This window comes from Gillisia sp. Hel1_33_143, from assembly GCF_900104765.1.
Lineage (GTDB): Bacteria > Bacteroidota > Bacteroidia > Flavobacteriales > Flavobacteriaceae > Gillisia.
This window is the reverse complement of record NZ_LT629737.1, coordinates 2456235-2473604: the sequence shown is the minus strand read 5'-3', so window position 1 is coordinate 2473604 and position 17370 is coordinate 2456235. Positions and strand designations below refer to the sequence as shown.

The window sequence follows — 17370 nt, the reverse complement described above, 5'->3', positions numbered from 1 at the left end:
GTGATATAAAATTAAAAGAGGCTGATAATTAATTATCAGCCTCTATTTTTATTTTTACCTAAGATTATTTACTCAAATACATTCTTCTTCTTGAATATAGATCATAAAAAGTATCATCTCTAAGACTGTCAATAAAAAGAATTCCTTCTCCGGTACTCTTCATTTCTGGTCCCAATTGCTTGTTTACATTATGAAACTTATCAAAAGAGAAAACTGGCTCCTTTATAGCATATCCTTTTAGTTGTGGATTGAATGTGAAATCTTTTACTTTATTCTCTCCCAACATTACTTTTGTAGCATAGTTCACGTAAGGCTCTTTATAAGCTTTTGCGATAAATGGAACCGTTCTAGATGCTCTAGGATTAGCTTCAATAATATAAACCATTTCATCTTTAATAGCGAACTGGATATTTATAAGACCTACCGTATTTAAAGCTTTCGCTATTTTTACGGTATGATCTTTAATCTGCTGCATTACAAGATCTCCAAGATTGAAAGGTGGTAATAAGGCATGAGAATCTCCAGAATGAATTCCGCAAGGTTCTATATGCTCCATAATTCCAATAATGTACACATCTTCCCCGTCGCAGATAGCATCTGCCTCTGCCTCTATAGCTCCATCTAGATAATGATCTAGCAATAACTTGTTGTTTGGTATCTTTCTTAACAGATCTACCACATGAGCTTCTAATTCATCTTTATTAATAACGATCTTCATCCCCTGACCTCCTAATACATAAGATGGCCTCACTAAAATTGGAAAATCTAATTCATCTGCAAGTGCTGAAGCTTCATCAGCAGTTTCTGCTACCCCAAATTCTGGGTAAGGAATGTCATTCTCCTGTAATAATTTTGAAAAACTTCCTCTGTCTTCGGCAAGATCTAAAGATTCATAACTAGTTCCTATGATCTTAATTCCGTAACGATCCAGCTTTTCAGCAAGTTTAAGCGCGGTTTGACCTCCAAGCTGCACAATAACTCCTTCAGGTTTTTCGTGTCTTATAATATCATATATATGCTCCCAATATACGGGTTCAAAATATAATTTATCTGCTACATCAAAATCTGTAGAAACCGTTTCCGGGTTACAGTTAATCATGATGGTCTCATAGCCACATTCTGATGCTGCTAACACTCCGTGAACACAACAATAATCAAACTCAATTCCTTGCCCAATTCGGTTAGGCCCGGAACCTAAAACTACAATCTTTTTCCTATCGCTTACTTTGCTTTCATTATCTACATAACGCTTTCCATCAGCTGTTTCAATTTCAGCCTCAAACGTAGAGTAGTAATATGGAGTCTCTGCTTTAAACTCTGCAGCACATGTATCTACAAGTTTATATATTCTATTGATGTTGAATTCGTCTCTTTTATTATAAACTTCGCTTTCCAAACATCCTAGCATATGCGCTATCTGTCTATCTGCGAAGCCTTTTTGTTTAGCTTCCAACATCAGATCTTTTTGAATAGAATTGATATCGTATTTAGATATTTCTACATCCAACGCATATAATTCCTCATATTGTCTAAGGAACCACATGTCTATTTTCGTAATTTCATGAATTCTACTGAGTGGGATTCCTATTTGTATAGCATCATAGATCACAAAAACTCGATCCCAACTAGCGTGAGTTAGTTTTTCAATGATCTGCTCGTAATTTGTATAACTTTTCCCATCTGCACCAAGACCATTTCTTTTGATCTCTAAAGACTGAGTTGCTTTATGAAGTGCTTCCTGAAAAGATCTTCCAATTCCCATTACTTCTCCTACTGATTTCATCTGAAGTCCGAGGGTTCTATCACTTCCTTCAAATTTATCGAAGTTCCAACGAGGAATTTTTACAATTACATAATCTAAAGTAGGCTCAAATAATGCTGAAGTAGATTTAGTGATCTGATTTTGCAATTCATCTAAATGATACCCAATTGCAAGCTTAGTAGCTATTTTTGCGATAGGATATCCAGTGGCTTTAGAAGCTAGTGCAGAAGATCTAGAAACCCTAGGGTTAATCTCTATAGCAATAATATCTTCATTTTCATCTGGACTTACTGCAAACTGAACATTACACCCACCTGCAAAATCCCCAATACTTCTCATCATTTTGATAGCCATATCTCTCATTCGCTGATATGCTGTATCACTAAGCGTCATTGCCGGAGCCACCGTAATAGAATCTCCTGTATGGATTCCCATTGGGTCCATATTTTCAATAGAACAAATAATCACAACGTTGTCATTCTTATCGCGCAACAATTCTAGCTCATACTCTTTCCATCCAAGAAGTGCTTTATCTATTAAAACTTCATGTATAGGGGAAGCTTCCAGACCTCTAGTTAAAAGCTCATCAAAATCTTCTGCCCTATGTACAAATGCAGCACCACTACCTCCTAATGTAAATGACGCTCTAATGACTAAAGGAAAACCAAATTCTTGCGCTACTTCTTTACCTTGCAAATAAGAAGTAACAGTTTTTGCAGGAGCAACCGGAATTCCGATCTTACCCATTAACTGTTTGAATTTCTCTCTATCTTCTGTAATATTGATAGCATCTATGTCTACACCGATCAATTTTACATCGAAATCTTTCCAAATTCCTTTTTCATCTGCTTCAATACAAAGGTTTAAAGCAGTTTGACCACCCATGGTAGGCAGAACCGCATCGATATTTGGATGTGCTTTTAATATCTCTACAATAGATCTAGTTGTTAATGGCTTTAAATACACATGATCTGCCATAGAAGGATCTGTCATTATTGTAGCCGGATTAGAGTTGATAAGAATAGTTTCAATTCCTTCTTCTCTTAAAGATTTTAGAGACTGAGCTCCAGCATAATCGAATTCGCATGCCTGCCCTATAACTATAGGACCAGACCCAATTATTAAAACACTTTTAATTTTATTATTTTTTGGCATGTTAAGGAGGTAGTTTTAAGTTGATTAAATAGGAAACTGTTAGATATAAAAAAAGGCGTTACTTATAAAAGTAACACCTTAATATTTAAAAACTAATTCTCATTAGTGTTTGTGTCTGTTCTCAGAAGATACGGATAATTTTTTTCTACCTTTAGCTCTTCTTCTAGCTAACACTTTTCTTCCGTTCACACTTGCCATGCGTTCTCTGAAACCGTGCTTGTTTTTTCTTTTTCTCTTAGATGGTTGAAATGTTCTTTTCATTTTTAATTATCTTTAATATCTTCTGTGGGATTCTTTGTTTAAATAGTTCTAAGCCTTTCCTTAAAACTGCGTGCAAATATACAAAGACTTTTATCTCATGCAAAAACTTAATAAAAATAATTTTAAATGTTTTTGTTAACTTTGCGCATTGAAATATAAAAACCCAATATGTTCAACAAAAATATCAAATTAGTTTTAGCCGGAATTATCTTATTAGTTTCTATCTGGCAGTTTTATTTAGGGAATATCGGTAACGGAATTATGTATATTCTTTTAGCCGGAATATTTGTATTCCTTTACTTTAAAAATGAAATGATATTACTAGCATTTCTTAGGTTGCGAAAACAAGATTTTCCAGGAGCTAAGAAGTGGCTAGATAAGATAAAAAATCCTGAAGCTGCACTTACCCATAAACAACAAGGATATTATTGGTACCTACACGGCCTTATGCTTTCTCAAACCAATATTACCAAAGCAGAAAAGTATTTCAAAAAAGCAATAAAACTAGGACTTGCAATGGATCAGGATCTTGCCATGGCTAAGTTAAATCTTGCAGGTATAGCAATGACCAAGAGACGTAAGCGCGAAGCTCAAATATACTTAACCGAAGCTAAGAAATTAGATAAACACGGTATGATGAAAGAGCAAATACAGATGATGAAACAACAGATGAAAAAGATCTAAATTTCATTATGCTGTTATTGTTCTTAAGATACTTCAAACATAGCTTACCATTCGACTAATTTCTAGGTCCTTCAACGAATATTTTATGATGGGCCACCGGTATAAATTACCTTTATTTTTGTAGTGATGCAAAAAATATGGTAAGACTATTACTCTGCTTTTTAATTTTTAACTTTAGTCTAGGTGCTTTCGCCCAGCAGGATGATCCAAGAATTTTATTTTCTGAGGCTCTAGCTTTGCACCTACCTAAATATGAAAAGCAGGCTAAGAATGCATATAGATTAAGAAATTACGAGAAAGCTCATACATTATTCGACACGCTTGTTCAGGAAGATTTGAATGGTAGTTACATGGATAATTTTGAATTGAATGACCTTAAAGGTAAAAAGATTTACCTCTACAATATAAAAAAACCCGTTTATTTAATTACATACGCCTCTTGGTGTATTGCAACAGAAGGGGAAATTCCGGCTATTAATGCTTTGGCATCAAAATATCAAGATCAGGTAGAATTTGTAATACTTTTTTGGGACACCAAAAAAGTTGCAAAAAAAATGTCCAAAGATTACAGCAATAACATTACCGTTCTTTATGTAGACGAACAAAAAAATAACGATTCTTTTGTAATAAGTCAATTAAAACATTCTCTTGGATTACCTACAACTTTTCTATTGGATGGAACCAAGAAAATACTTGATATACGACGAGGTATTACCCACCCACTAAGCAAAACCTTTGACGAATCTTATAAAATGAACTACAATTCTATACATGATGGAATTGCAAATCATTTATTATTTGAGAGCAAGAAATTTACGCTATCAAAAGAAACTGTTGCTATAAACAACAATTAATATCATTATTTAGAGAATTTATAAACTCCTTTTTCAGGTATTTGAATCTCATAAAGCTTTCCGGATTTATTATTTAAAAAAGCTTCTCTCAACCAAGGATTATGAATCTTTAAGATCTTATAATTGATATCAAATTTTCTTGCAAATGCAGGGAAATCTTTTACAGCTGTATCTACTTTTACATTATAACTTGGAATATTTTTATATAAATGCTCCTCTTCTATATTAAAACCATACTGAATCGGATTCTTTAATATTTCCTTTAAGGCAAGTATTCTAAATACATAACGTCCAGTCTCTTCACCCAATAAAAGGTCATAATAATTACTAGCATCCTGTCTATCTAATTGACGCATCACCCCCGCATTTCCTGCATTGTAAGCAGCAGCAGCCATAGTCCATGTTCCAAATTTAGCTTTAGATTGCTTTAGATAATCACAAGCTACCTGTGTAGACTTTTCGATATTATAACGTTCATCTACGTTATCATTAATCTCTAATTTAAAATCTTTCCCTGTTCCTTCCATTATCTGCCAGAACCCAACAGCACCCGCCGGAGAAACTACTTGAGTAAGACCACTTTCTATAACTGCTAGGTATTTAAAATCATCTGGCACTCCGTTTTCTTTTAATATCGGCTCTATAATAGGAAAATATTTATGGGCTCTTTTTATTAATAACAAAGCATTAGATTGCCAATACGTATTAACCAATAGCTCCTTATCCATTCTTTCATAAATATCAGGATTCTCGATAGGCACCATCTCCCCTGCAAATTCCAAATTCTGTGGCATTGGAAGAGAGTAAATATTATAATTATCACCCGTAACGGTGTCGTTATTCTTAATAGGATTTACTCCTAGATCTGGACCTTTTTGCACTGCTTGGATACTTACTGCTAGGATAGCAATAAATCCAACAGCCATTAATAACATTTTTATAATTTTCATAACTTATAATTTATATTTTCTTATCTAATCTTCCGTTTAATATTAAACCTGGTAAATGCGTATTGAACCATCTAAATCTATTTACAACCATAATATGAGTCCCTCCCTTAACCGTGATACAGTCCTTAATATATTTATAAGGAAAAACCATATCACAATCTCCATGTATATGTACTATTCCGTCTTTAGGAACTTGTCGATCCCAGCATACCATATTCTTAATAGACCAATCGATATAATAAATATCTCTAACAGATAGATATTTACGATACAGCTGGGCTCTTTTAGTTAAGAAGTCTCCATAAGCAATCTTTTCAAAATGATCTACATAGTTCATTAAACTGGTAGGTAATAATCTATATAGGCCTGTTGCAGACGCATATCGCATTCTTCTTGGCAACTCTGCTCTACATTTTACGCTAGAAATAATAATTAATCTTTTGAGATCCAGAAATTCACTCATCTCCTGCGCTACTACACCACCAAAAGATACGCCAATAAGCACTGCATTGTTATGTTTAACATCTTTGCTCCACCTTAAAGCATAATCTCTCAAGGGTTCGTCCTTTTCTGGGATCATCCATTCTAATAAATGCATTTTGAATTGTGTCTCTGGGAGCTTTATATTTTCAAAGATACTTGGATTGGCTGCCATCCCAGGAACCAGGTAAACGTGTATTAAATCTTTCTCTTCGAGCATTTTAACATGTGTATAACACTAACAGCGCTGGTTATATTGTAAATTTACTATCAAAATTACAGTTATTTTTTTGGGGGACATATACTTTATAGGTCAAATGCAGATGCTAAGCTCTAAAAACCTTCGTTCTTAAATAGATTACCTATAATGTAATAAATCTATCGTAGCCTTTCTATAGTAGATCTTATTTTATATTAAATAGTTCCTTTATAAATTAAGAAGGAGTACCGTTATTCAAATCATACATTATTCAATTTAGAAATATTTCGATTGTAAAGCTTTTACTGAATGATTAAAAATAAGAACTGTTTATTTAAAATTACTTCAACAAATATTAAAAGATTAATTTAAACCATACCTTATAATGAGCACTAAAGAGATAGTTATTACCAAGAATGATTTTTTGAGACAGTTTGAATCGGTTATAAATGGAGAATTGATCACGGTTGAATACGCACAGCAAGAGCGAAAAATATTCTTAACCAAGTTAAAAATGTCTGAAGAGCTTCAGGAAAATGGCTATTTAGACCAATTTTTAGAGGTGTTATTAGGAGACATTAAAGATTCAGGTAATGATAGAGTTGTTCCTACAAGTCCGGAGATCGCAAAATTTATGCGTAAAAACAGAAGAAAATATAAAGATCTATTACCAGTGGGGTTGAACATCTAAGCCTCTACAGCCTCTTGCTGAAAATATTCAAACTTTACCAACCCATCTTCTGCAATGGTAGTTAATTTAATTTGATGAAGTGTATTTACCAATTCCGGATTCCAAGGAGTCTTAACTTTTACATAATTTTCTGTAAATCCATGTATATAACCCTCTTTATTCTCTCCTTCAAATAGAACAGTATGTACCGTATCTATCTGACTTTCATAAAAAGCCCTTCTCTTTTTAGCGGAAAGGCCGCGTAACATTTTACTGCGCTTTTTACGAATACTCAATGGAACAGGATTTTCCATTTCTGCAGCTGGGGTATTTTCTCTTTCAGAAAAAGCAAAAACATGTAAGTAAGAGATATCAAGCTCATTCAAAAAATTATACGTTTCAAGAAATTGCTCATTGGTTTCACCAGGAAAACCTACAATAACATCTACCCCAATACAGGAGTTTGGCATGACTTCTTTGATTTTAGAAACTCTATCTACATATAATTCTCTCAAATAGCGCCTTCTCATAGCCTTTAAAATCTCATTACTTCCACTTTGCAGCGGAATATGAAAATGCGGAACAAAGGTTTTAGATTGCGCAACAAATTCTATAGTTTCATTTTTAAGTAAATTTGGTTCTATAGAAGATATTCGTAATCTTTCAATTCCCTTTACATCATCTAAAGCCTTAACTAAATCTAAAAAAGTATGTTCATGCTTTTTATTACCAAATTCACCTTTACCATAATCCCCAATATTAACACCTGTAAGAACGATCTCTTTAATTCCTTTTGCAGAGATCTCTGCCGCATTTTGAAGAACATTTTCTAATTTATCGCTTCTGGAAATCCCTCTAGCCAAAGGTATCGTGCAATAAGTGCACTTATAATCACAACCATCCTGAACCTTAAGAAAAGCTCTTGTTCTATCTCCAAAAGAATAGGCACTCACATAAAAATCTGCATCTTGTATCTCACAAGAATGAATTTCTGCAAACTCATGTTTAGTAAGATCATTAAGATAATCTGTGATCTTAAATTTTTCTGTAGCTCCGAGTACCAAATCCACTCCATCAACATCTGCTAGTTCCTCTGGTTTTAATTGAGCATAACACCCAACAGCAATAACAAATGCATCTTCATTAACTTTTTGAGCCTGCTTTACAATAGATTTAAAACGCTTATCTGCATTTTCGGTTACAGAACAGGTATTAATAACATAAATATCGGCTATTTCAGAAAATTCTACTCGATCAAAACCTTCCTCTTTAAAAGATCTTGCTATAGTTGAAGTCTCAGAAAAATTGAGCTTACAACCCAAAGTATAAAATGCCACTTTTTTCGCGTCTTTCATCACCAATCTTTAATTACTACCTTAATTTTAGGAGTGCAAATATACCTACTTTAATTGATTTACTAAAAACAGTACTTCATTACTAAGCATATCCAATTCCTTCTTCGTTTAATCTCTTCTAAACTTTTGAGTATCTTCAAATACCTTATCTAAGATCCCTTTATCCACATCAGAAAACTCCAAACCACGTCTACTTAAAACCATTTCTGCAACCTCATATGCTTTAGCGGTTTTATAAGTGCTCATTCCGGCACTCCCCCCCCAGCTGAAACTAGGTACAAAGTTTCTAGGAAATCCGCTGCCAAAGATATTAGCACTCACCCCTACAACTGTTCCGGTATTAAACATGGTATTAATTCCGCATTTACTGTGATCTCCCATCATAAGTCCGCAAAATTGCAATCCCGTCTTAGCAAAACCTTCCGTTGCGTAATCCCATAATCTCACTTCAGCATAATTATTCTTTAAATTAGAATTATTGGTGTCTGCACCAAGATTACACCATTCTCCTAAAACAGAATTTCCCAAAAATCCATCATGTCCTTTATTAGTATAACCAAAAATAACACTGTTATTAACCTCTCCTCCTACTTTAGAATGTGGACCTATGGTTGTTGCACCGTAAATTTTAGCTCCCATCTTTAAAGCTGAAGACTCTCCTAAAGAGAAAGGCCCCCTAATAAAACAACCTTCCATTACTTCTGCTTTCGCAGCGATATAGATTGGTCCGTCTGATGCGTTTAAAGAAGAATTTTCTACTATAGCACCGGGCTCAATAAAGATATTCTCTCTATTCTTCACATAATTTGATGATGATATAGGCGCACTGGTTCTGTCTGCTGTGAGTAATTCAAAATCTTTTGCAATGGCTTCTGCATTTTTAGAGAATATATCCCAAATATTAGCTATTCTAAAAGGTTCCCCCTTCAATTCAATTTGTTCAAAAACCTCAAAATCTACTTCTTGATCTTCTTCTGCGTAAAAGGCAATTACGTCTTCCTCAAAGAAAATAGCCTGATTAAGCTTAAGATCTTCAATTTGAGCAATAAATTCTGGGGTTGGCAGAAAGGAGGCATTGATCATAATATTTTGTTCAAATTCTACCATAGGCCATTTTTCTGCTAAATAATCTTCAGTAATAGTAGAAGTTGTGGTACCTAATATCTTTTCCCATTTCTCACGAATGGTTAAAATACCTATTCTGAGATCTGCAACAGGGCGCGTAAACGTGAAAGGTAATAATTGATCTCTGGAAGAACCGTCGAATAAAATATAATTCATATACTTCAAATTTTCTAAATTCAATTTACAGTAAGACCTGCAAATGAAATATAATTAAATAAAATGTGATTGCAATAAGTTATTACAACTCTAGCTATCTCATTTAAACAAAAAAAGCCTTCATTTCTGAAGGCTTCAATAGTATTGTGATACTTGAAATTACTTCTTGAATTTCGCGTATTTGGTTTTGAATTTATCAATTCTACCAGCTGTATCCAATAATTTAGATTTCCCTGTATAGAATGGGTGTGATGTTCTTGAGATCTCCATTTTAACTAATGGATACTCAGTTCCGTCAACTTCAATAGTCTCTTTAGTGTTCGCGGTAGATTTAGTAAGAAAGACTTCTTCATTAGACATGTCTTTAAATGCTACTAATCTATAATTTTCCGGATGGATTCCCTGCTTCATCTCTTTATTCTTTAAAATCGTGTTCGTTTTTCGAGTGGCAAATTTAATCAAATTTCACAAATAACAAACTAATAAGCAACAAAAATTTACATTAACCCTATAAAATATATAAAACTCCTGAAATGTAACGTTTTGCTATATTTGTTCACTAACTACTACTAACTACTACTAACTAACAAAATTAAATTAAATATGGAGATTAAAGAAACAAACTCAAAGAAGTTTATCATTAATTACGGTTTACTATTAGGTATAACCTCTGTACTAGTAGGGGTAATTATGTATGTTACAAATTCTTACTTAAACCCTTCTTGGATCTATAGTGTTATTAGCATTGCTTTACCTATTGTTATCATTACTATGGGAATAAAAGCCTTTAAAACTGCTAATGGAGGATTTTTAGGTCTTGGAGAAGCTATTAAAATTGGTTTAGGAATTGCTGTAATTGGAGGTATTTTAACGGCAATCTGGTCTTTATTATTAATGACTGTTATAGAGCCTAATTACATGAGCTTACTAATGGAGGCACAACAAGAAAAAATGTTGGCTACAAATCCAAACATAACCCAATCTCAATTAGATGCAGCTCAAGAAGTTTCGTCAAAATTTAGTAGTCCATGGATTGCTATGGCAATGACAATTATCTGGAGTTTATTTTCAGGATTAATAATTTCCTTAATTTCGGGGCTGGTAATGAAAAAGGAAAATCCTTATAAAGCCTAAGCTTTAAAATTTATTTAATGCAACTATCTATTATAATTCCTCTTCTTAATGAAGATGAATCTTTAACAGAATTATATAATTGGATTGTATCTGTGATGCAATCCAATTCTTATTCTTATGAAATTATCTTTATAGATGATGGTAGTACAGATGATTCCTGGGAGATAATTAGCGGTTTATCTGATCTTCATACAGGTGTAAAAGGCATAAGATTTAATAGAAATTATGGTAAATCTCAAGCATTACATGCGGGTTTTTTAGCGGCTCAAGGTGATGTAATAATCACTATGGATGCAGATCTACAGGATAACCCTGAAGAAATCCCAGAATTATATAACCTTATTGTAAAAGAGAAATATGATCTGGTTTCTGGCTGGAAGCGAAAGCGATATGATTCTGTAATTGCAAAAAATCTTCCTTCCAAACTATTTAATGCTGCTGCACGTAAGACTTCCGGAGTACAATTACATGATTTTAATTGCGGATTAAAAGCTTATAAAAAAGAAGTCATTAAAAATATTGATGTTTATGGTGAAATGCACAGATATATTCCTGTTCTGGCAAAAAATGCAGGGTATTATAAGATCACAGAAAAAGAAGTAAAACATCAAGCCAGAAAATATGGAAAGACTAAATTTGGGATGGACCGCTTTATAAACGGCTTTCTAGACCTAATAAGTATCTGGTTCTTATCTAAATTTGGAAAAAGGCCTATGCACCTCTTTGGTGCTTTGGGAGTATTAATGTTCTTTTTCGGATTTTCAGCTGCAGGATGGATTGGACTTTCTAAACTCTATAAAATGTATCACGGCTTACCAAACATTTTGGTTACTTCTAACCCGTGGTTTTATATATCTCTTATTTTAATGGTTATTGGTACTCAATTCTTTCTTGCCGGTTTTCTTGGTGAGCTCATTTTAAGAAGCAAAAGAGATAAGGATAGATACAGAATCAGCAAAACCAAAGGCTTAAACTAAAGCAATTCAGCATTTATCTGTATTTTTGCTTTCAAATCTCTATTTATATGTCACATAACAAACCAGAAATTATTTCTAAGGCCAAATTATGGCTTGCAGAAAACTTCGACAAAGACACTCAAAGTTCAGTTTCAAAATTAATCGAAAGCGATTCTACAGATCTTGAAGAGAGCTTTTATAAAGATGCAGAATTTGGTACCGGAGGTATGCGAGGTGTCATGGGTGTTGGAACCAATAGAATTAATAAATATACCTTAGGTAAGAATTCTCAAGGTATCTCTAATATATTAAAATCTGAATTTCCTGGAGAGCAGCACAAGGTTGTAATTGCTTATGATTGTAGAAATAATAGTAAAGAATTAGCACAAGTTGTAGCAGATGTATTTTCTGCGAATGGTGTAAAAGTTTTTATTTTTTCTGAATTGAGGCCTACGCCCGAATTATCTTTTGCTGTTAAATATTTAAACTGTCACTGCGGTATAGTGCTAACAGCTAGCCATAATCCACCAGAATATAATGGTTATAAAGTGTATTGGCAGGATGGAGGGCAATTAGTGCCGCCACAAGACAAGCTTATAATAGATATAATTTCTAAATTGGATTTTTCTGAGATCAATTTCGAAGCGAACAACGATCTTATTGAAGAAATAGATACGAGGGTTGATACTGCTTTTATTGAATCTTCAGTAAAAAATGGAAGTTTTGACACTGCTCAAGAAGCAAAAGATAATTTAAAAATTGTTTTTACTTCTTTACATGGAACATCAATTACCATTGTACCCGAAGTTTTAAAAAAGGCAGGATATAAAAATGTAGCCATCGTTAAAGAACAGGAAAAACCAGATGGTAACTTCCCTACCGTTAAATCTCCCAATCCTGAAGAGCCTGAAGCATTGAAAATGGCTTTAGAGCTTGCTGATAAGACCGATGCCGATATTGTAATTGGAACAGACCCAGATAGTGACCGTTTAGGAGTTGCGGTTAGAGATCTTAACAACAAACTCGTTCTACTTAACGGTAACCAGACCATGTTGATCATGACTTGGTTCTTGTTAGAACAGTGGAAAAAAGAAGGTAAGCTGAATACAGATAGTTTTATAGCATCCACTATAGTTTCTACCCCTATGATGAAGATCGTTGCAGAAGATTTTGGAGCACAATATTTTGAAGTTTTAACTGGCTTTAAATGGATAGCTAAACTTATTAAAGATCATCCTTCATTAGATTTTGTTGGAGGAGGTGAAGAAAGTTTTGGATTTATGGTTGGAGATTTTGTGAGAGATAAAGATGCAGCTACTGCTACCCTACTCGCTTGTGAAATTGCTGCACAAATGAAATCTCGAGGTATTTCTTTGTATGAGAAATTATTAGAACTTTATACAGAGTTTGGTTTGTATAGAGAAGAACTAATCTCTTTAGTAAAGAAAGGTATTACAGGAGAGCAAGAGATAAAGCAAACCATGATAAACCTTCGTGAAAATCCTTTATCTGAAATAGATGGCGAAAAAATTGTGCTTATAGAAGATTATCAATCTTCCATAGCTAAGAATAGACAAGATCATACAGAGCATGCACTCGATATTCCTAAATCTAATGTTTTAATCTATTACACAGAACAAGGAACCAAAATTGCAGCAAGACCTAGCGGCACAGAACCAAAAATTAAGTTTTATATAAGTGTAAATACAGAGTTAGATACTGTGGATAACTTTGATGAAATATACAATCAACTGGGCGAGAAAATTACCAGAATTAAATCTGATCTTCAGGTAGATTAAACATCCTTAATGAACTATTTTAAAAAAATCATTCAATTTGCTAAGCCTTATAAAAAGTACGCATTACTAAATATTCTCTGCAATATTTTTTACGCACTTTTTAGTACCCTTAGTTTTATCGCATTAATCCCGGTAATTCAAATTTTATTCGATAAGAATAAAAGGGTTTTAATAGAACCAAAATTTGAAGGCATTGCCAGCATTAAAGATTACCCAATAGATTATTTTAATTATAATGTAACCCAAAGAATAATTGAAGATGAAGTTTCTGCTCTCATCTTTATTTGCGGAATAGTAGTATTATTATTCTTTTTGAAAAATCTATTTGGATATCTAGCAGCGTTTTTTATTACGTTCCTTAGAAATGGGGTTCTAAGGGATGTAAGAGATGCTATCTATGTAAAGATTTTAAGTTTACCGGTTTCTTATTTTTCTGAAAAAAGAAAAGGTGATACTATTTCTAGAATCACTGCAGATGTTAATGAAGTTCAGAATTCTTTTCTATCTATATTAGAAATGATAGTGAGAGAACCACTTACGATCATTTTCACTATAGCGGCAATGCTCTTAATAAGTGCTAAACTTACTATCTTCGTATTTGTATTTCTTCCAATTTCCGGATTTGTGATCTCTTTAATAGGAAAACAACTTAAAAGAAAATCGCATCAGGCACAAGAGGAAAATGGACATTTTCTTTCTATTGTAGAAGAAACTTTATCTAGCCTTAAAATAATAAAAGGTTTTAATGCAGAATCTCAATTTGAAGGTAAATTTAAGCAGTCTACTAATAGATTGAATGATATTTTAAACAGTCTAATAAATAGGCAGAATCTTGCTTCTCCAACTAGTGAATTTTTAGGAATATTTGTAATTGTAGTTATTCTATGGTTTGGAGGGAAAATGGTTTTAGTAGACAAAACACTTGATGCTGCTGCCTTTATTGCGTTTTTAGGTTTAGCCTATAATATTCTAACTCCTGCAAAACAGATATCCAAGGCCTCTTATAGTGTTAAGAAAGGTAATGCTGCAGCAGAGCGAATTTTAGAAGTATTAGAAACTCCTTCTACGATTGTAGATGTTCCAAATGCAATCAATCAGGAGAAATTTGAAAAATCGATCGCTATTAATAAAATTAACTTTAAATATGAAGATGAGTTAGTGTTAAAGAACTTCAGTTTAAATGTACCTAAAGGAAGTACGGTAGCGCTTGTAGGTCAATCTGGAAGCGGAAAATCTACTATTGCCAATCTGGTTACTAGATTTTATGACGTTAATGAAGGTTCTATTGAGGTAGATGGGAATGATATTAGAGAAGTAAGCAAACATTCTTTAAGAAACCTGATGGGATTAGTTACTCAGGATTCTATTCTTTTTAATGACACTATTAAAAACAATGTATCTCTAGGTAAAAAGGAAGCTACAGAAGAAGAAGTTATAGAAGCACTGAAAATAGCTAATGCTTGGGAATTTGTAAAAGATCTTCCTAAAGGCTTAGAGACTAATATTGGAGATAGTGGAAACAAATTAAGCGGCGGACAGAAACAACGAATATCTATTGCTCGTGCAGTATTAAAGAATCCACCTATTATGATCTTAGATGAAGCAACATCTGCTTTAGATACAGAGAGTGAAAAATTAGTTCAAAAAGCTTTAGAAAATATGATGCGAAATAGAACTTCTATTGTAATTGCCCATAGACTATCTACCATCCAAAATGCAGATAAGATTGTAGTTATGCAGCGAGGAGAGATCGTGGAACAAGGGAAGCATGAAGAATTACTTCTTAAAAATGGAACCTATAGAAAGCTAGTGGAGATGCAGTCTTTCGATTAAATTAAATAAGTTATTAAAAACATAAACCTCAAATCACCGAAAAGCGATTTGAGGTTTTTTGTTAAATAAAAAATGGATGAAGTAGGTTCATCCATTTTTATAGTTCTTTTCATCTTGGGGAAAATGAAAAATTTATTGAAATTTAAGTTTAATTGCTTGGGGCAAAAAAAGACTAATTCCTTTCAACAATGTAAATATAAAGATATATTTCATCTGAGCAAACAAAATGTGTATTTTATCTAATAAAAATGCATTTCGTCGATATTTTGCTAGTTAAAACTTATAAGGAATTGCTTTTTACTTTTCCCAAATTTATATTTTCTCTTTTAAACTTTTACCTAACTTTGAGGTCTTAGTAAAAACTGCGCCTTGATTACAGAAGAAACTTTACTCGTGCAAAAGCTTCAAGATCCTATTTCTAGGAATGAAGCCTTTAAAGAGCTGCTAAAGTTATTTAAAGAGCGTTTATATTGGCATATAAGGAATATTGTAAAAGATCATGATGATACAGATGATGTATTACAAAATACATTTATTAAGATCTTTAAGAATATTGATGGTTTTAAAGGAGACAGTCGGCTATATTCCTGGATGTATAGAATTGCTACTAATGAATCTCTTTCATTCTTAAGCCAGAAAGCTAAAAAATTACAGATATCTTCCGAAGAATTACAACAGAATCTAATTAACAATTTAGAGGCAGACACCTATTTTGATGGAGATGCAATCAAATTAAAACTACAAAAAGCCATAGCCACACTTCCAGAAAAACAACAATTGGTATTTAACATGAAATATTTTCAGGAGCTTAAATACAGAGAGATGGCAGAGATTCTAGATACTAGTGAAGGGGCGTTGAAAGCTTCCTATCATATTGCGGCAAAGAAGATAGAAAATATTTTAAAATCAGATTAAACCATTTTTACAAAGATCAGTCTTATATACAGATGAAAAAGAATAATTCTAAATATCCACCTCAATCTGGCTTTAAAATACCAGAGACTTATTTCAAGCAATTTGAAGATAAGATGTTGGATATTTTAAATGATGAAGATCAAAACTCTATTCAAGGTATAGAGGATCCAGGTTTTAAAATTCCGACAGATTATTTTGCAACTTTAGAAAATGAGGTGCTTGGTAAAACTGTATTAAAAGAACGTTCCTCTAAAGTAATTTCTATTTTTAGCAAACACAATTTATTAAAGGTTGCTGCTATCGCTGCAGTCTTTGTTGGAGTTATAAATATTTGGTTCACAAATCCAGAGCCGGAACTTAGCATAGATAATGTAGAGCTTGCTGAGATTGAAGATTATATAGATACAGAAATGATAGATCTCAATTTTTTAGAGATTTCTACCTTAATTACTCAAGATGGCATTGTCTTGGATAATTTAAATACCAGCAAAGTAAATGATGAAGCTGTACTAGAATATTTAATGAATAATGTAGATGATCCAGATTTACTTTTAAAATAAGTTAATACAGATGAAGAAGATATTACTAATTTTTACGATCTGCTTTTTAAGCCTTGCTGTTAAAGCACAAGATAAAAACAAAGAGCAAATCAAATCTCTTAAAGTGGCATATATCACTCAAGAAATGAACATGAGCAAGGCTGTAGCAGAAAAATTCTGGCCTATTTATAATAATTATGAATGTCTACAAATGGACTTGCATAAGCGCGAACATAGGGATGTGAAAAATATCGCAGCAATGTCTGAAGGTGATGCAGATAAGCGTTTAAATGAATTTGTAGATATAGAAAGACAAGAGTTTTTAAATAAACGCAAATTATACGATGAATTGAAACAAATATTCTCTGCCAAAGAGATTGTCCAGTTGCATCAACTTGAAGCAGATTTCAATAAAAAATTATGGGAAGAATACCGAAGTAGGAAAGGTAAGAACTCAAGAAATTAAAAATTGTTAGGTTAGATTTAAGTTAAGTTAGTTGAGTCTTCCGAATGTAAAAGTTCGGAAGACTTTTTTTATTCCAA

General features: G+C 33.0%; 17 protein-coding genes. 10 read left to right on the top strand and 7 right to left on the bottom strand.

What is annotated here, in order from left to right; translation table 11 throughout:
* Positions 1-64: 64 nt before the first annotated feature.
* Together carB and rpmH are read right to left on the bottom strand one after the other, a co-directional pair.
* Positions 65-2917 carry a carbamoyl-phosphate synthase large subunit gene (carB, locus tag BLT84_RS11440; protein WP_091265803.1) on the bottom strand — a complete coding sequence of 951 codons (2853 nt, stop codon included), beginning with the start codon at positions 2915-2917 and terminating at the stop codon, positions 65-67.
* 102 nt (positions 2918-3019) lie between these two features.
* Complete coding sequence (gene rpmH, locus BLT84_RS11435) at positions 3020-3178, bottom strand: 50S ribosomal protein L34 (protein ID WP_013071475.1); 159 nt, start codon at positions 3176-3178, stop codon at positions 3020-3022.
* A gap of 168 nt (positions 3179-3346) precedes the next feature.
* Here rpmH and BLT84_RS11430 point away from each other — a divergent pair, with 168 nt between their 5' ends.
* Together BLT84_RS11430 and BLT84_RS11425 are read left to right on the top strand one after the other, a co-directional pair.
* Positions 3347-3862 (top strand): hypothetical protein, encoded by a 516-nt coding sequence (locus BLT84_RS11430; RefSeq protein WP_091265800.1) that lies wholly within the window; start codon positions 3347-3349, stop codon positions 3860-3862.
* A gap of 137 nt (positions 3863-3999) precedes the next feature.
* The gene (locus BLT84_RS11425; protein ID WP_091265797.1) at positions 4000-4716 is read left to right on the top strand and encodes a TlpA family protein disulfide reductase; all 717 of its coding nucleotides are present in this window, start codon (positions 4000-4002) and stop codon (positions 4714-4716) included.
* A 5-nt stretch (positions 4717-4721) separates the two neighbouring features.
* Here the strand turns inward: BLT84_RS11425 and BLT84_RS11420 are convergent, their stop codons facing one another.
* Both BLT84_RS11420 and BLT84_RS11415 read right to left on the bottom strand, forming a co-directional pair.
* A complete protein-coding gene (locus BLT84_RS11420) occupies positions 4722-5666 on the bottom strand; it encodes a lytic transglycosylase domain-containing protein (protein WP_091265793.1) in 945 nt (314 codons plus the stop codon).
* A 10-nt stretch (positions 5667-5676) separates the two neighbouring features.
* On the bottom strand, positions 5677-6366 hold the full coding sequence (locus BLT84_RS11415; protein ID WP_091265790.1) for an alpha/beta hydrolase: 690 nt from the start codon (positions 6364-6366) through the stop codon (positions 5677-5679).
* 364 nt (positions 6367-6730) lie between these two features.
* On the opposite strand from BLT84_RS11415, the gene BLT84_RS11410 reads away from it, so the two are divergent.
* Complete coding sequence (locus BLT84_RS11410; protein WP_034891977.1) at positions 6731-7036, top strand: acetyltransferase; 306 nt, start codon at positions 6731-6733, stop codon at positions 7034-7036.
* On the opposite strand, the gene mtaB is transcribed toward BLT84_RS11410, so the two are convergent.
* From mtaB to BLT84_RS11395, 3 genes are all read right to left on the bottom strand, one after another.
* Positions 7033-8370, bottom strand: coding sequence for a tRNA (N(6)-L-threonylcarbamoyladenosine(37)-C(2))-methylthiotransferase MtaB (gene mtaB / locus BLT84_RS11405; protein WP_091265787.1), 1338 nt, complete (start codon positions 8368-8370; stop codon positions 7033-7035). The genes BLT84_RS11410 and mtaB overlap by 4 nt on opposite strands.
* 108 nt (positions 8371-8478) lie before the next feature.
* A complete protein-coding gene (locus BLT84_RS11400) occupies positions 8479-9651 on the bottom strand; it encodes a GlmU family protein (protein ID WP_091265784.1) in 1173 nt (390 codons plus the stop codon).
* A gap of 159 nt (positions 9652-9810) precedes the next feature.
* Positions 9811-10062: a type B 50S ribosomal protein L31 gene (locus tag BLT84_RS11395; RefSeq protein ID WP_034891972.1), complete on the bottom strand. Its 252-nt coding sequence runs from the start codon at positions 10060-10062 to the stop codon at positions 9811-9813.
* A gap of 192 nt (positions 10063-10254) precedes the next feature.
* Between BLT84_RS11395 and BLT84_RS11390 the strand changes: the two genes are divergently transcribed.
* The 7 genes from BLT84_RS11390 to BLT84_RS11360 all read left to right on the top strand — a co-directional run bounded on the left by BLT84_RS11390 (position 10255) and on the right by BLT84_RS11360 (position 17293).
* On the top strand, positions 10255-10785 hold the full coding sequence (locus BLT84_RS11390) for a DUF4199 domain-containing protein (protein ID WP_091265781.1): 531 nt from the start codon (positions 10255-10257) through the stop codon (positions 10783-10785).
* 17 nt (positions 10786-10802) lie between these two features.
* Positions 10803-11762, top strand: coding sequence for a glycosyltransferase family 2 protein (locus tag BLT84_RS11385; RefSeq protein ID WP_091265777.1), 960 nt, complete (start codon positions 10803-10805; stop codon positions 11760-11762).
* A 47-nt stretch (positions 11763-11809) separates the two neighbouring features.
* Positions 11810-13540 (top strand): phospho-sugar mutase, encoded by a 1731-nt coding sequence (locus tag BLT84_RS11380; RefSeq protein ID WP_091265773.1) that lies wholly within the window; start codon positions 11810-11812, stop codon positions 13538-13540.
* Between the two features lie 9 nt (positions 13541-13549).
* Entirely contained in the window at positions 13550-15373 is a 1824-nt protein-coding gene (locus tag BLT84_RS11375; protein WP_091265771.1) for an ABC transporter ATP-binding protein, read from the top strand.
* Positions 15374-15745: 372 nt separating this feature from the next.
* Positions 15746-16288, top strand: a complete 543-nt coding sequence (locus BLT84_RS11370; protein ID WP_172822468.1) for an RNA polymerase sigma factor — start codon at positions 15746-15748, stop codon at positions 16286-16288.
* 32 nt (positions 16289-16320) lie between these two features.
* Positions 16321-16848, top strand: coding sequence for a hypothetical protein (locus tag BLT84_RS11365; RefSeq protein WP_034891950.1), 528 nt, complete (start codon positions 16321-16323; stop codon positions 16846-16848).
* 10 nt (positions 16849-16858) lie between these two features.
* Complete coding sequence (locus tag BLT84_RS11360) at positions 16859-17293, top strand: hypothetical protein (protein WP_034891947.1); 435 nt, start codon at positions 16859-16861, stop codon at positions 17291-17293.
* Positions 17294-17370: the final 77 nt, after the last annotated feature.

Coding starts and splice junctions, on each gene's coding strand:
- mtaB (WP_091265787.1), bottom strand. CDS start 8,370: ATGAAAGACGCGAAAAAAGTGGCATTTTATACTTTGGGTTGTAAGCTC.
- BLT84_RS11375 (WP_091265771.1), top strand. CDS start 13,550: ATGAACTATTTTAAAAAAATCATTCAATTTGCTAAGCCTTATAAAAAG.
- BLT84_RS11420 (WP_091265793.1), bottom strand. CDS start 5,666: ATGAAAATTATAAAAATGTTATTAATGGCTGTTGGATTTATTGCTATC.
- BLT84_RS11360 (WP_034891947.1), top strand. CDS start 16,859: ATGAAGAAGATATTACTAATTTTTACGATCTGCTTTTTAAGCCTTGCT.
- BLT84_RS11415 (WP_091265790.1), bottom strand. CDS start 6,366: ATGCTCGAAGAGAAAGATTTAATACACGTTTACCTGGTTCCTGGGATG.
- BLT84_RS11400 (WP_091265784.1), bottom strand. CDS start 9,651: ATGAATTATATTTTATTCGACGGTTCTTCCAGAGATCAATTATTACCT.
- BLT84_RS11410 (WP_034891977.1), top strand. CDS start 6,731: ATGAGCACTAAAGAGATAGTTATTACCAAGAATGATTTTTTGAGACAG.
- rpmH (WP_013071475.1), bottom strand. CDS start 3,178: ATGAAAAGAACATTTCAACCATCTAAGAGAAAAAGAAAAAACAAGCAC.
- carB (WP_091265803.1), bottom strand. CDS start 2,917: ATGCCAAAAAATAATAAAATTAAAAGTGTTTTAATAATTGGGTCTGGT.
- BLT84_RS11380 (WP_091265773.1), top strand. CDS start 11,810: ATGTCACATAACAAACCAGAAATTATTTCTAAGGCCAAATTATGGCTT.
- BLT84_RS11385 (WP_091265777.1), top strand. CDS start 10,803: ATGCAACTATCTATTATAATTCCTCTTCTTAATGAAGATGAATCTTTA.
- BLT84_RS11430 (WP_091265800.1), top strand. CDS start 3,347: ATGTTCAACAAAAATATCAAATTAGTTTTAGCCGGAATTATCTTATTA.
- BLT84_RS11425 (WP_091265797.1), top strand. CDS start 4,000: ATGGTAAGACTATTACTCTGCTTTTTAATTTTTAACTTTAGTCTAGGT.
- BLT84_RS11395 (WP_034891972.1), bottom strand. CDS start 10,062: ATGAAGCAGGGAATCCATCCGGAAAATTATAGATTAGTAGCATTTAAA.
- BLT84_RS11365 (WP_034891950.1), top strand. CDS start 16,321: ATGAAAAAGAATAATTCTAAATATCCACCTCAATCTGGCTTTAAAATA.
- BLT84_RS11390 (WP_091265781.1), top strand. CDS start 10,255: ATGGAGATTAAAGAAACAAACTCAAAGAAGTTTATCATTAATTACGGT.